Consider the following 14645-nt stretch of genomic DNA (forward strand, 5'->3'; position numbering starts at 1 on the left):
GGTTACATTCCGAACCCGGAAGCTAAGCCTTACAGCGCCGATGGTACTGCAGGGGGGACCCTGTGGGAGAGTAGGACGCCGCCGAACAAATATTGAAAGGGTTGGATCCTGAACTTCGGTTCGGGGTCCAACCCTTTTTTGTTGGGCGTCACTTGAAGTTCACATTGCACAATCACCATCCGAGTATGGGTACTGCTGCAATGCTCAGGGCCGCAGGCGTCCGACTCGGTGACGAGGTCGTCGTGCCGGCGTTCGGGAACGTCGAAGTCGCCGAGGCCGTCACCCTCGCGGGTGGGCTGCCGGTCTTCGCCGACATAGATCCGGTGACGTACTGCCTCGACGCGTCCGCTGTCGAAGCGGCCGTAACTCCGCGTACGGCGGCGATAGTTGTCGTACATCGATTCGGGCGGTCGGCCGACATGGGGCGGTTGCTCGGGGTCGGGCAGCGGCATGGGCTGCTGGTGTTGCAGCAGGGGGAGTCCGAGGCGCCGTACGACGAGGTGGCTCAGCGGCGGGAGCGGGCCTCCTACCTTGACGCGAAGTTGCGGGGGGTGCGGACGCCCGATGGTGGGGACGGGCACACCTACCAGCAGTACGTCGTGCGGGTGCCCGGGAACGGGCGGCCGGATCGTGACGCCTTCGCTCGGGCCGTTCGCGGTAGGGGAGTTGAGTGCCGGGTGCCGGTGAAGACGCCCGTGCACCGGTTGCCGGAGTTCCGGCGGTGTGTGGCGCTGCCGGAGACCGAGCGGGCCGCGGACGAGACGCTCGCGCTGCCGGTGGACGCCTCGTTGACCAAGCGGGAGATGCAGCGGATCGTGTCCGCGTGCAACGCGCTCGGCGGACTGGTGCAGCCTGCTTTCTGACCGAGTCGGGGTCGGGCGGCGGTGGTTGGGCGCACGGGCCTGTTCGGGGTATGATTCTTTTCGTCGCCGCGAGGGAAACCTCGGGAAAGCGACAGGCCCTCTTAGCTCAGTCGGTAGAGCGTCTCCATGGTAAGGAGAAGGTCAACGGTTCGATTCCGTTAGAGGGCTCAAGTAATCGAAAGGCCCCGCCCAATTGGGCGGGGCCTTTCGCGTGTTCGGGGTCAGTCCTTCTGGAGGCCGGGGACCCGCATGGCGAGGATGGCCATGTCGTCGGACGGGGCGTCCGACGCGAAGCGTTCGACCGCGCGCATGATGCGGGCCGCGACCGCGCCGGCGGTGAGGCCCGTACAGGTGGTGAGGACGTCCGTGAGCCCGTCGTCGCCCAGCATGCGGGTGCCCTCACGGCGTTCGGTGACGCCGTCCGTGACGCACAGGAGGACGTCGCCCGGGTCGAGGGTGACCGTCTGCTCGTAGAGCTCCAGGTCGTCCATGACACCGAGGAGGGGCTGCGGTTCGGCGGCCGGTTCGACCGTGCCGTCCTGGCGCAGGCGGAGCGGGAGGGGGTGGCCGGCGCAGACCACCTTCAGCTCGGCGCTGCCGTCCTCCTGGGGCCACAGCTCGCCGTAGAGGAGGGTCAGGAAGCGGCTGCGGGCGCCCTCGTCGAGGATCGCGGAGTTGAGGCGCTCCAGGACCGCGGGGCCGCCGAAACCCTCCCTGGCGAGCAGGCGGAGGGCGTGCCGGGCCAAGCCGGTGACCGCTGCCGCCTCGGGGCCGGTGCCGCAGACGTCGCCGATGGCGAAGCCGTAGACGCCGTCGCGGATGGGGAACAAGTCGTAGAAGTCGCCGCCCACTTCGTTGCCCTCGCCGGCCGCGCGGTAGATGACCTCGACCTCGACGCCCTCGATGTGCGGGAGGTCGGGGGGCAGGAGGCTGCGCTGGAGGGACTGGCTGATGGCCGTGCGCTCCGAGTACAGGCGGGCGTTGTCGAGGGCGAGGGCGGCCCGGCGGCTCAAGTCCTCGGCCAGTTCCAGGATTTCCTGGCGGAAGTGTTCGTCGGTGGGCTTGCCCAGAGTCAGCATGCCGATGACGCGGTTGCGGGCGACCAGAGGCAGGACGACCGTCTCGCCGCCGACCGCGGAGGCCGTGGCCAGAGTCGGGCCGATGCCGGAGCTGACGCGGCGGGTCGGTTCGCCGAGGCCGAGGCTGCGCATGGAGGTGCGCAGGGCTGCCTGGTGGGCGGCTTCGGCGGGGGCGGCCCAGACGCGGGCGCCGGGGGTGGGGACCGGGTCCGGGGGTGCGATCTTCGAGAGCAACGACTTGATGCCGTCGATGAGTTCCTCGTCCTCGTGGAGGACGTAACTGAGGTACGGGTCGGAGGCCTGGTCGGCGATGGTGTAGACCGCGCACCAGGTGGCGAGGGTCGGGACCGTCATCTGGGCCATGAGGGCGAGGGTCTGGTCGCGGTCCAGGGTGCCGGCGAGGAGGTCGGAGGCCTCGACCAGGAAGCTGAGGGAGCCGCGGCGCAGGCGTTCCAGTTCGCCCAGGCGGGCTGATTCGACCGCCAACGCGATGCGGTCCGCGGCGAATTGGAGGCGGAGGGCTTCTTCGTTCGAGTACTTGTTGGGGCCTTCGGCGGCCACTCCCAGGGAGCCGGTGAGGCGGCCTTCCACCTTGAGGGGGACGGTGACCACGGAGCGCATTCCGGTGCCGCTGAGGAGGGGTACGGCGCCGGGGACGGCTTGGAGGTCCTCGTGGACGGCCGGCATGCGGGCGGAGCCGTAGCGCCCGGGGCCCGCCTCGACGGGCACGCGCGCGAAGCGCTGGCGGGCGGAGGGCAGGCCGGTGGAGGCGCGGACCTCCAACTCCGTTTCGTCGTCCGTTGCGAGGAGGAGGAAGGCGGAGTCCCCGTCGAGCATGTCGCGGGCGCGCTCGACCGTGCGCTGGAGGAGGCCGTCGAGGTCGTCCGGTGCGGGGGAGCCGATGAACACCTCGAAGGGGTCGGTGTTCTGGCCGTCCGGGGTGGACGCGGCGTCCGGGGCGGGGCCGCGCAGCGGGGTCTGGAGAACCGCGCGTTCGTGATCCCTTACCAGGAGGCACACGGTTGACGGCTCGCCGTCGGTGTCGCGGACGCGGAGGTGGGAGGCGTACACCGGGATCACCCGGCCGTCGGCGCCGCGGATGCCGTAACTGCCCTCCCAGCGGGAGAGGCGCAGGGCTTCGGCGATGCCGGTGCTGGTGCCCGGGGTGTGCGGCCAGGCCGCGAGGTCGGTCAGGGGCTTGCCGGTGACCTGCTCGGGGGCGTAGCCGAAGAGTTCCTCGGCGTCCTCGTTCCAGGACGCGATGCAGCCCGTACGGTCGATCTGGACGACCGCGACGCGGACCCTGCCGTCGGCGAGCGGGAGGAGGGCCGCGGGCAGGGAGGGGCCCGCCGCGCGGGTGCCCACCGGGCGGGCGGGGAGGTCGAGTTGGAACCAGACCAGCTTCTGTGTGGGCGTGTAGTCGACGCCCCAGCGGCTGGCCAGGGCCGCGCACAGCTGGAGGCCGCGGCCTCCCTCGCGGTCGGGGCTGCTCATGGTGATCGCGGCCCCCTGGAGGGGGATCTCGCGCTCCGGATAGTGGTCGGCGACCTCGATCCGCACGCCGTCGTCGCTCCGTAGGCACAGCACATCCGCGGCCGTGCCCGCGTGGACGACGGCGTTGGTCACCAGTTCGCTGGTGAGGACCACGGCGTCGTCGACGATGTCGGCGAAGCCCCAGCCCTGAAGGGTGTCGCGGACGAAGGACCGCGCGGTGGCGACCGATCGTCCGACGGGCTCGAAGCTGGCTGCCGCGCGCGCGGTGATCACAGAACTCCTCGGCCTGTTGTCGGCGGGCAGCGGCCCATGGCCGATCGGCGCCTGCCGGGGCAACGGCTGGTTCCCGGTCGGCGGGGGATCCTGGGGTGTGCCTCCAGGATGCAGTCCGGTGGTCATGGTGCGGTGCCCCTCCGATGCCTGCCCGCTCGTGCTCGTGCCACCGCCCAGGCCGGACGGAACCGGCGCGGCTGGACAGCCGCATGCAAGGTTACTTACCTTCACCGTCCATGCGGATGCCGGTCCGCGGTGTTTCCGTCCGGAGGGTGTGCGGACGATGTGCGAAGCTGCCGAACTGTTATGGCCTGGTTCAGGCAGGGTGAAACACTGGGCAGGATTCCGGTGAAGGTCCGGGCAGGCCGGGTGTCTTCTGCGTACGGCGGGCAGCGGGCCTTGTTGAAGGCCGGTGAACCGGGCAGAGATACGCGGCAGTGACTGATACGCCGAGCAGCAGCAAGCACCCAGCACAGCACTAGCAGTAACGGTCGAGCCCTGCGGGAGGGACACAGTGGAGTCTGGCGCAGCGACGCGGGCCACCAAGACGCGCGCGAAAGGCGGACAGTCCCTGAAGAACCAGCGCAAACCGCGCAATGGGACCACGGAAGTGGACGCGGCCTCCTTGGACCGGCTGCTGACCGCTCTGGTCGCCATGCGGGACGGGAACTTCCGCAGGCGGCTCACGGTGTCCGGCGACGGCGTGATGTCGGAGATCGCTGCCGTGTTCAACGAGGTGGCCGACCGCAATCTGCACCTCACGGGGGAGCTGTCCCGGGTGCGGCGGATGGTGGGCCGTGAGGGAAAGCTCACCGAGCGGCTGGAGACGGGCGCCTGCGAGGGTTCCTGGGCCTCGGCCATCGATGCGTCCAACGCCCTCGTGGACGACCTTGTACGGCCCGTCTCAGAGGTCGGACGGGTGCTCTCCGCGGTGGCGGAGGGTGACCTGTCGCCGCGCATGGAGCTGCGGACGCAGGCGTCGGACGACGGGAACGGCCATCCGCTGCGCGGGGAGTTCCTGAAGGTCGGGCGGACCGTCAACAATCTGGTCGACCAGCTGTCGACGTTCACCGACGAGGTCACGCGCGTGGCCAGCGAGGTCGGCACCGAGGGCAAGCTCGGCGGGCAGGCGCGCGTGCGGGGCATGTCGGGCTCCTGGAAGGACCTCACGGAGTCCGTCAACACGATGGCGTACCGGCTGACGGCCCAGGTGCGGGACATCGCGCTGGTGACCACGGCGGTCGCCAAGGGCGATCTGTCACGCAAGGTCACCGTTCATGTCGCCGGCGAGATGCTGGAGCTGAAGAACACCGTCAACACGATGGTGGACCAGCTGTCCTCGTTCTCCTCCGAGGTGACCCGGGTGGCCCGCGAGGTGGGCACCGAGGGCGAGTTGGGCGGCCAGGCGCAGGTGCCGGGTGTGGCCGGGGTGTGGAAGGACCTCACCGACTCGGTGAACATCATGGCCGGCAACCTGACGGCCCAGGTGCGCGGGATCGCCCAGGTGACGACGGCGGTCGCCAACGGTGACCTGTCGCAGAAGGTGACCGTGTCGGCGCGGGGCGAGGTCGCCCAGCTCGCCGAGACGATCAACCAGATGACCGAGACGCTGCGCACGTTCGCCGACGAGGTCACCCGCGTGGCCAACGAGGTGGGTGCCGAGGGGCAGCTCGGCGGGCAGGCGAACGTGCCGGGTGCGGCGGGGACGTGGAAGGACCTCACCGATTCGGTGAACACGGTCTTCCGGAACCTCACGATCCAGGTGCGCGACATCGCCGCCGTGACGACCGCCGTGGCCAGCGGTGACCTGTCCCAGAAGGTCACGGTGAACGTGGCCGGCGAGATGCTGGAGCTGAAGAACACCGTCAACGGGATGGTTGATCAACTGTCGTCGTTCGGTGCCGAGGTCACGCGCGTGGCGCGCGAGATCGGTGTCGAGGGTGAACTGGGCGGCCAGGCGCAGGTGCCGGGAGCGGCCGGTACCTGGAAGGACTTGACCGACTCGGTCAACACCGCATTCCGCAACCTCACCGGCCAGGTGCGCAACATCGCCCAGGTGACGACGGCCGTGGCCAACGGGGACCTCTCCCAGAAGGTCACCGTCGACGTGTCCGGCGAGATGCTTCAGTTGAAGAACACCGTCAACACGATGGTGGACCAGCTGTCGTCGTTCGCCGACCAGGTGACGCGGATGGCCCGTGACGTGGGCACCGAGGGCCGGCTCGGCGGCCAGGCGCGGGTGGACGGCGTCTCCGGCACCTGGAAGGAACTCACCGACTCCGTCAACTCGATGGCCGGGAATCTGACCTCCCAGGTACGCAACATCGCCCAGGTGACGACGGCGGTGGCCCAGGGGGACCTGTCCCAGAAGATCGACGTCGACGCGCGCGGCGAGATCCTGGAGCTGAAGAACACCATCAACACGATGGTCGATCAACTCTCCGCGTTCGCCGACCAGGTGACCCGGGTGGCCCGCGACGTGGGCACCGAGGGCCGGCTCGGCGGGCAGGCGCAGGTTCCGGGTGTCGCCGGTGTGTGGCGTGACCTGACCGACTCCGTGAACGGCATGGCGGGCAACCTCACCGCCCAGGTGCGCAACATCGCGCAGGTCGCCACCGCGGTGGCCCGGGGTGACCTGTCCCAGAAGATCACCGTGGACGCGCGCGGGGAGATCCTGGAGCTGAAGAACACCCTGAACACGATGGTCGACCAGCTGTCCTCGTTCGCCGAGGAGGTCACGCGTGTGGCCCGCGAGGTGGGCACCGAGGGGCAGTTGGGCGGTCAGGCCGAGGTGCAGGGTGTCTCCGGCACCTGGAAGGACCTCACCCAGTCGGTGAACTTCATGGCGAACAACCTGACCATCCAGGTGCGTCAGATCGCCGAGGTCACCACCGCCGTCGCCAAGGGCGACCTGTCCAAGAAGATCACTGTTGACGCGAAGGGCGAGATCCTTGAGCTCGTCACGACGGTCAACACCATGGTTGATCAACTCTCGTCGTTCGCCGAGCAGGTGACCCGGGTGGCCCGCGAGGTGGGCACCGAGGGCATCCTGGGCGGCCAGGCGCACGTGCCGGGCATCACCGGCATCTGGAAGGACCTCAGCGGCAACGTCAACCTGATGGCCAACAACCTGACCATGCAGGTGCGCAACATCTCCCAGGTCGCGGCGGCCGTCGCCAACGGCGACCTGACCCGGACGGTGACGATCGAGGCGCGCGGTGAGGTCCAGCAGCTCGCCGACACCTTCAACACCATGGTGAAGACGCTGAGTTCGTTCGCCGACCAGGTCACCAAGGTGGCCCGCGAGGTGGGCACGGACGGCATCCTCGGCGGCCAGGCGCACGTACCGGGTGTGGCGGGTACGTGGAAGGACCTGACCGACTCCGTGAACGGCATGGCGTCCAACCTGACCGGCCAGGTGCGCAACATCGCGATGGTCACCACGGCCATCGCCAAGGGCGACTTGACCAAGAAGATCGACATTGACGCCCGCGGCGAGATCCTGGAACTCAAGACGACGATCAACACCATGGTTGATCAGCTGTCCAGTTTCGCCGAGGAGGTCACCCGCGTGGCCCGCGAGGTGGGCACCGAGGGCCAGCTCGGCGGTCAGGCACGCGTGCGTGACGTCGACGGCACCTGGCGCGACCTCACGGAGTCGGTGAACGAGATGGCCGGGAACCTCACCCGCCAGGTGCGTGCCATCGCGCGCGTGGCGACCGCGGTGACCCGAGGCGACCTGAACCTGAAGATCGACGTGGACGCGTCCGGGGAGATCCAGGAACTCCAGGACTACATCAACAAGATGATCGCCAACCTGCGCGACACCACGATTGCCAACAAGGAGCAGGACTGGCTCAAGGGCAACCTCGCCCGTATCTCCGCCCTGATGCAGGGCCGCCGCGACCTGGACGACGTCGCCTCCCTGATCATGAGCGAGCTGACACCGGTGGTCTCCGCGCAACACGGCGCGTTCTTCCTCGCGCTGCCCCTGGCGGACGCGGAGGGCGAGGAGGCGTACGAACTGCGCATGCTCGGGTCCTACGGCTACTCCATGGGCTCCATGCCGACGTCGTTCAGGCCCGGTGAGGCGCTGATCGGGACGGCCGCCCAGGAGCGGCGCACGATCCTCGTGGAGAACGCGCCCAGCGGCTACCTGAAGATCTCCTCGGGGCTCGGAGAGGCGCCGCCCGCGCAGGTGATCGTGCTTCCGGTGCTGTTCGAGGGGAAGGTGCTCGGCGTCATCGAGCTGGCCTCCTTCACGCCCTTCACGCACATCCAGAAGGACTTCCTTAACCAGATCGCCGAGATGATCGCGACCAGCGTCAACACCATCTCCGTCAACACCAAGACGGAGCTGCTGCTGAAGCAGTCCCAGGAGCTGACCGAGCAACTCCAGGAGCGGTCGGCCGAGTTGGAGAACCGGCAGAAGGCACTCCAGTCGTCCAACGCCGAACTGGAGGAGAAGGCCGAGCTGCTGGCCCAGCAGAACCGGGACATCGAGGTCAAGAACACCGAGATCGAAGAGGCACGGCAGGTCCTGGAGGAGCGCGCCGAGCAACTCGCCGTGTCGATGCGCTACAAGAGCGAGTTCCTCGCCAACATGTCGCACGAGCTGCGCACCCCGCTCAACTCGCTGCTGATCCTGGCCAAGCTGCTCGCCGACAACGCGGAGGGGAACCTCTCCCCGAAGCAGGTCGAGTTCGCCGAGACGATCCACGGCGCGGGCTCCGACCTGCTCCAGCTGATCAACGACATCCTGGACCTGTCGAAGGTCGAGGCGGGCAAGATGGACGTCTCCCCGACACGCATCGCGCTCGTCCAACTCGTCGACTACGTAGAGGCCACTTTCCGTCCGCTGACCGCGGAGAAGGGCCTCGACCTGTCGGTGCGGGTGTCGCCGGAACTGCCCGCGACCCTCCACACCGACGAGCAGCGGCTGCTCCAGGTGCTGCGCAACCTGCTGTCCAACGCGGTGAAGTTCACCGACTCCGGAGCGGTCGAACTGGTCATCCGGCCGGCCGGCGCGGATGTGCCGGTGGCGATCCGGGAACAGCTCCTGGAGGCCGGTTCGCTGCGGGACGCGGACGCCGACCTGATCGCCTTCTCGGTCACCGACACCGGGATCGGGATCGCGGGCAGCAAGATGCGGGTCATCTTCGAGGCGTTCAAGCAGGCGGACGGCACGACCAGCCGCAAGTACGGCGGTACGGGACTCGGGCTGTCGATCTCCCGGGAGATCGCCCAGCTGCTCGGCGGTGAGATCTTCGCGCAGAGCGAGCCGGGGCGCGGTTCGACGTTCACGCTGTATTTGCCGCTGCACCCCAGCGAACTGCCCCCGCAGGGCTATCAGCAGCTGCCCGCGCTGGAGGCCGGCGACCTCGTGGCGTCGTCCGCCGCGGAGTTCACCGAGCTGTCGGAGCGCGGCGAGGTGGGCATCGAGACGCCGGCCGAGGTGAAGTCGTACCACGAGACGCAGAACGGTGCCGCCGCGCTCTTCAGGAGGCGCCGTAGGGCCGTGTCCGCCATCGAGGGGTCTGTGCCGCAGCTGGGGCGGACCGTGCGGGACCAATGGGCGGCCGAGGAGACCGCGCCGGCCTCGCGCCGGGGCATCCGGTTTGGCGGGGAGAAGGTGCTGATCGTCGACGACGACATCCGCAACGTCTTCGCGCTGACGAGCGTCCTGGAGCAGCACGGGCTGTCCGTGCTGTACGCGGAGAACGGCCGCGAGGGCATCGAAGTCCTGGAGCAGCACGACGATGTGACGGTCGTCCTGATGGACATCATGATGCCCGAGATGGACGGATACGCGACGACGACGGCGATCCGCAGGATGCCCCAGTTCGCCGGGCTGCCGATCATCGCGCTGACCGCGAAGGCGATGAAGGGCGACCGGGAGAAGGCGATCGAGTCCGGCGCCTCCGACTACGTCACCAAGCCGGTCGATCCCGATCACCTGCTGTCGGTGATGGAGCAGTGGATGCGTCCTGAGTGAGGGAAACGACCGGACCTGACGGGAAAGCGGTGGGAACGGTGCGGGGAACGTTCGGTGTGCACGGGGAGTTGCTGACTCACTGTGTCCGAAGCCGTGTAGAAGCACGGGATTCGGGGAACCTTCTGGTCTCCCGCTACGTTTCTGCTTCGTGCACAGTGACATCGCGGTGACAGGGTGTGGCGACAGGCGGGGTGCGGCTACCATGACCGGCACAAGGACGGGCGGCGCAAGAGAGCCGTCCTCTGGGGCGGCGCCCGGTGCACATCCGGGGCGAGGAGGGCGGGCCATGGTGCAGAAGGCCAAGATCCTCCTGGTCGATGACCGGCCGGAGAATCTGCTGGCGCTGGAGGCCATCCTCTCTGCGCTCGATCAGACACTGGTTCGGGCATCGTCCGGGGAGGAAGCGCTCAAAGCACTGCTCACGGACGACTTCGCGGTCATTCTGCTGGACGTCCAGATGCCAGGCATGGACGGTTTCGAAACCGCCGCGCACATCAAGCGACGGGAGCGGACCCGGGACATCCCGATCATCTTCCTCACCGCGATCAACCACGGCCCGCACCACACCTTCCGGGGGTACGCGGCGGGCGCGGTCGACTACATCAGCAAGCCGTTCGACCCATGGGTGCTGCGCGCGAAGGTCTCGGTCTTCGTCGAGCTGTACATGAAGAACTGCCAACTGCGCGAGCAGGCGGCGCTGTTGCGGCTCCAGCTGGAGGGCGGCGGCAAGCCCGCGGTCGGCGCGGCCAAGGAACCGGCCGGACTGCTCGCCGAGCTGTCCGCGCGGCTCGCGGCCGTCGAGGAGCAGGCGGAGGCGCTCTCCAAGCAGCTCGACGACGAGTCGGCGGACGCGGCGGCCGTGGCCACCGCGGCCCATCTCGAACGCAAACTCACCGGGCTGCGCCGGGCACTCGACGCCCTGGAGCCGGGCACCGGCAGCGGAGCGCCTTCGGTCCCGTCGCAGAACTGACGTCCGCCGCGGGCGCAGTTGTGCGTGAGCGAGCGTCAGTTCCCGGTCTCGTACGGGCGACACGAACGGGTGAAGCAGTGGGCACACGTGTCCCGTGCGCTCTCCACAGGTAACCTCACACCTATGGCCTCACGTCCCTCCGCAGCCAAGAAGCAGCCCGCCAAGAGGGCTGCTCCGGCGAAGGCTCCGGCGAAGAAGGCCGCCGCGAAAAGGGCGCCGGCGAAGAAGGCGGTCGCCAAGAAGACCGCCCGCCCGGTGCCCAAGCCCGCGCCCAGCCCCACCGGTGGCATCGTCAAGCTCGTGCGCGCCGTCTGGCTCGGCACCGCGCACGCCGTCGGCGCCGTGTTCCGCGGCATAGGGCAGGGCGCGAAGAACCTCGACCCCGCCCATCGCAAGGACGGCGTGGCACTGCTCCTGTTCGGCCTCGCCCTGATCGTCGCCGCCGGCACCTGGGCCGATCTGCGCGGCCCGGTCGGCGACCTCGTCGAGATCCTGGTGACGGGCGCCTTCGGCCGTCTCGACCTGCTCGTGCCGATACTGCTCGCGGTGATCGCCGTGCGCTTCATCCGGCACCCGGAGAAGCCCGAGGCCAACGGCCGCATCGTGATCGGCCTGTCCGCGCTCGTCATCGGCGTCCTCGGGCAGGTCCACATCGCCTGCGGCGCGCCCGCCCGCAGCGACGGCATGCAGGCGATAAGGGACGCCGGCGGCCTCATCGGCTGGGGTGTGGCGACCCCGCTGACCTACACCATGGGCGAGGTCCTCGCCGTACCCCTGCTCGTGCTGCTCACGATCTTCGGGCTGCTGGTCGTCACGGCCACGCCCGTCAACGCCATCCCGCAGCGGCTGCGGCTGCTCGGGGTGAAGCTGGGCATCGTCCACGACCCCGAGGCCGAGGACGAGTTCGGCGAGGACGACGAGCGCTACGACGAGCAGTGGCGCGAGGCCCTGCCCGCGAGCTCCCGCAGGCGCGCGAGCGACCCCGAGGCGTACGACCCCGACAGCGCGGAGCAGGAGGCCCTCACCAGGCGCCGGAGCCGCCCCAGGCGCTCCGCGGTGCCCCAGCCCGACATGCACCGCCCCATGGACGCCGTGGACGTCGCGGCGGCCGCCGCGGCCGCGCTCGACGGGGCCGTCCTGCACGGCATGCCGCCCTCGCCGATCGTCGCCGACCTCACCCAGGGCGTACGGGTGGGCGGCGACCGCGAGGACACCACCCCGACACCCGTGCCGGCGCCCGCGGCGCGCCCCAAGCAGGAGAAGCTCAAGGCCGAGGTCATGGACCTCACGAAGGCGCCCCCGGAGGAGGTCCGCGACCTCCCGCCGCGCGCCGAGCAGCTCCAGCTCTCCGGCGACATCACGTACTCGCTGCCCTCGCTCGACCTCCTCACGCGCGGGGGCCCCGGCAAGGCGCGCAGCGCCGCGAACGATGCCGTGGTCGCCTCCCTGACGAACGTCTTCTCCGAGTTCAAGGTCGACGCCGCCGTCACCGGCTTCACGCGCGGGCCCACGGTCACCCGCTACGAGGTCGAACTCGGCCCCGCCGTGAAGGTCGAGCGGATCACCGCCCTCACCAAGAACATCGCCTACGCCGTCGCCAGCCCCGATGTGCGGATCATCAGCCCGATCCCCGGCAAGTCGGCGGTCGGCATCGAGATCCCGAACACGGACCGGGAGATGGTCAACGTAGGAGACGTCCTGCGCCTCGCGGACGCGGCCGAGGACGACCACCCGATGCTCGTGGCGCTCGGCAAGGACGTCGAGGGCGGCTACGTCATGGCCAACATGGCGAAGATGCCGCACATCCTGGTGGCCGGTGCCACCGGCTCCGGCAAGTCGTCCTGCATCAACTGCCTGATCACGTCGATCATGTGCCGCGCGACCCCCGAGGACGTGCGCATGGTCCTCGTCGACCCCAAGCGCGTCGAACTGACCGCCTACGAAGGCATCCCGCACCTGATCACCCCCATCATCACCAACCCGAAGCGGGCCGCCGAGGCGCTCCAGTGGGTGGTGCGGGAGATGGACCTCAGGTATGACGACCTCGCCGCCTTCGGGTACCGGCACATCGACGACTTCAACCAGGCCATCCGCGACGGGAAACTGAAGACCCCGGAGGGCAGCGAGCGGGAGCTCAAGACCTATCCGTACCTCCTGGTGATCGTCGACGAGCTCGCCGACCTGATGATGGTCGCGCCGCGGGACGTCGAGGACTCGATCGTGCGCATCACGCAGCTCGCGCGCGCGGCCGGCATCCACCTGGTGCTCGCGACACAGCGCCCCTCCGTGGACGTCGTCACCGGTCTGATCAAGGCGAACGTGCCCTCCAGGCTCGCGTTCGCCACCTCCTCGCTCGCCGACTCCCGGGTCATCCTCGACCAGCCCGGCGCCGAGAAACTCATCGGCAAGGGCGACGGCCTGTACCTGCCGATGGGGCAGAACAAGCCCACCCGTATGCAGGGCGCCTTCGTCACCGAGGACGAGATCCACGCCGTCGTGCAGCACTGCAAGGACCAGATGACCCCGGTCTTCCGGGAGGACGTCACGGTCGGCACCAAGCAGAAGAAGGAGATCGACGAGGACATCGGCGACGACCTCGACCTGCTGTGCCAGGCGGCCGAGCTGGTCGTGTCCACGCAGTTCGGGTCGACCTCGATGCTCCAGCGCAAGCTGCGCGTCGGCTTCGCCAAGGCCGGGCGGCTCATGGACCTCATGGAGTCGAGGGGCATCGTCGGTCCCAGCGAGGGGTCCAAGGCACGTGACGTGCTCCTGAAGGGCGACGAGCTGGACAGCGTACTCGCGGTCATCCGCGGGGAGTCCGAGGGCTAGGAGCGGGTAGGCGTTCCCCGAAGGGGGTGCGAGCGGCCGTGACTCACCCGTTAGAGATCGTCGGGCAACCGTTTCCCTTTGCCGTACGTCAAGTTGAGCGAGAGGACAGACAGGGCTCCCACCATGGGGTCCGTGTCTGGCCCGCCATCGGTCTGTCCGGCCATACCGATGGCGTACAAAGTCCCACCGCCCGGTTGCCCCACCCTTTCACACCCCCCCTAGACTGAACCTCCAGCACAGGCGGCTACACGCTCGAAAGGCGCCCCCGTGTCCATCGGCAACTCCCCTCAAGACGAGCGTCCGTTCGAAGACGGACACTCCGAAGACGGTCATGAGGAAGCAGCCCGCCCTTCCGTCGGCCGTACCCTTCAGCAGGCACGTATCGCCGCCGGGCTGACCGTCGACGACGTCAGCAGTGCCACCCGCGTCCGCATCGCCATCGTGCACGCCATCGAAGCCGACGACTTCACGCCCTGCGGCGGTGACGTCTACGCCCGCGGGCACATCCGGACGCTCGCCAAGGCCGTCCACATCGATCCCGCCCCGCTCCTCGCGCGCTACGACGGCGATCACGGCGGACGTCCGGCCCCGACACCGGCCGCACCCCTCTTCGAGGCGGAACGTATCCGTCCGGAGCGGCGGGGGCCGAACTGGACCGCCGCCATGGTCGCCGCGATCGTCGCCGTGGTCGGCTTCGTCGGATTCACCGCGTTCAAAGGCGGCGACAGCGACACCGACGCCAACGCGCAGGTCACCCAGGGGGCCTCGCCCAGTACCAGCAAACCCGCCAAGCCGACGCCCTCGAACCCCGACCCGGCCACCCCCAAGTCCGACCCCTCCGACAGCGCCATCGCCGCCGCTCCGCAGGACAAGGTGACGGTCCAGGTGACCGCCGTCGACGGCCGCAGCTGGATCTCCGCCAAGGACCACAACGGGCGGATGCTCTTCGACGGACTCCTCAAGAAGGGTGAGTCGAAGACCTTCCAGGACAGTTCGAAGGTCAACCTGATCCTCGGCGACGCCGGCGCGATCCAGCTCTACGTGAACGGCAAGAAGATCGAGGACGACTTCCAGCCCGGAGCCGTGGAGCGCCTCACGTACACCAAGGGCGACCCCGAGGTCGGATAAGCGGACCGGCAAGC

General features: G+C 69.0%; 6 protein-coding genes, 1 tRNA gene and 1 rRNA gene. 7 read left to right on the forward strand and 1 reads right to left on the reverse strand.

Annotation, left to right across the window (positions count from 1 at the left end):
• The 3 genes from rrf to ACIQPR_RS40590 form a co-directional block, all read left to right on the forward strand.
• Positions 1–87 (forward strand): 5S ribosomal RNA (gene rrf, locus ACIQPR_RS40580); the annotation flags it as partial.
• A gap of 113 nt (positions 88–200) precedes the next feature.
• Positions 201–863: a DegT/DnrJ/EryC1/StrS family aminotransferase gene (locus tag ACIQPR_RS40585; protein ID WP_403660276.1), complete on the forward strand. Its 663-nt coding sequence runs from the start codon at positions 201–203 to the stop codon at positions 861–863.
• Between the two features lie 95 nt (positions 864–958).
• Positions 959–1031 (forward strand) — tRNA-Thr (locus ACIQPR_RS40590).
• 53 nt (positions 1032–1084) lie between these two features.
• On the opposite strand, the gene ACIQPR_RS40595 is transcribed toward ACIQPR_RS40590, so the two are convergent.
• Positions 1085–3835, reverse strand: coding sequence for a SpoIIE family protein phosphatase (locus tag ACIQPR_RS40595; RefSeq protein ID WP_403659686.1), 2751 nt, complete (start codon positions 3833–3835; stop codon positions 1085–1087).
• Positions 3836–4223: 388 nt separating this feature from the next.
• Between ACIQPR_RS40595 and ACIQPR_RS40600 the strand changes: the two genes are divergently transcribed.
• From ACIQPR_RS40600 to ACIQPR_RS40615, 4 genes are all read left to right on the forward strand, one after another.
• The gene (locus ACIQPR_RS40600) at positions 4224–9704 is read left to right on the forward strand and encodes a HAMP domain-containing protein (RefSeq protein ID WP_403659689.1); all 5481 of its coding nucleotides are present in this window, start codon (positions 4224–4226) and stop codon (positions 9702–9704) included.
• Between the two features lie 286 nt (positions 9705–9990).
• On the forward strand, positions 9991–10674 hold the full coding sequence (locus ACIQPR_RS40605) for a two-component system response regulator (RefSeq protein WP_019060937.1): 684 nt from the start codon (positions 9991–9993) through the stop codon (positions 10672–10674).
• Positions 10675–10797: 123 nt separating this feature from the next.
• Entirely contained in the window at positions 10798–13503 is a 2706-nt protein-coding gene (locus ACIQPR_RS40610) for a DNA translocase FtsK (RefSeq protein WP_403659692.1), read from the forward strand.
• Positions 13504–13770: 267 nt separating this feature from the next.
• On the forward strand, positions 13771–14631 hold the full coding sequence (locus tag ACIQPR_RS40615; protein ID WP_403659695.1) for a helix-turn-helix domain-containing protein: 861 nt from the start codon (positions 13771–13773) through the stop codon (positions 14629–14631).
• The last annotated feature ends 14 nt before the right edge of the window (positions 14632–14645 follow it).

It is taken from the genome of Streptomyces sp. NPDC091280, assembly GCF_044768565.1.
Taxonomy (GTDB): domain Bacteria; phylum Actinomycetota; class Actinomycetes; order Streptomycetales; family Streptomycetaceae; genus Streptomyces.

What these genes read in the sequence shown, in the direction of transcription:
- ACIQPR_RS40610 (WP_403659692.1), top strand. Translation starts at nt 10,798, where the DNA reads ATGGCCTCACGTCCCTCCGCAGCCAAGAAGCAGCCCGCCAAGAGGGCT.
- ACIQPR_RS40605 (WP_019060937.1), top strand. Translation starts at nt 9,991, where the DNA reads ATGGTGCAGAAGGCCAAGATCCTCCTGGTCGATGACCGGCCGGAGAAT.
- ACIQPR_RS40595 (WP_403659686.1), bottom strand. Translation starts at nt 3,835, where the DNA reads ATGACCACCGGACTGCATCCTGGAGGCACACCCCAGGATCCCCCGCCG.
- ACIQPR_RS40585 (WP_403660276.1), top strand. Translation starts at nt 201, where the DNA reads ATGCTCAGGGCCGCAGGCGTCCGACTCGGTGACGAGGTCGTCGTGCCG.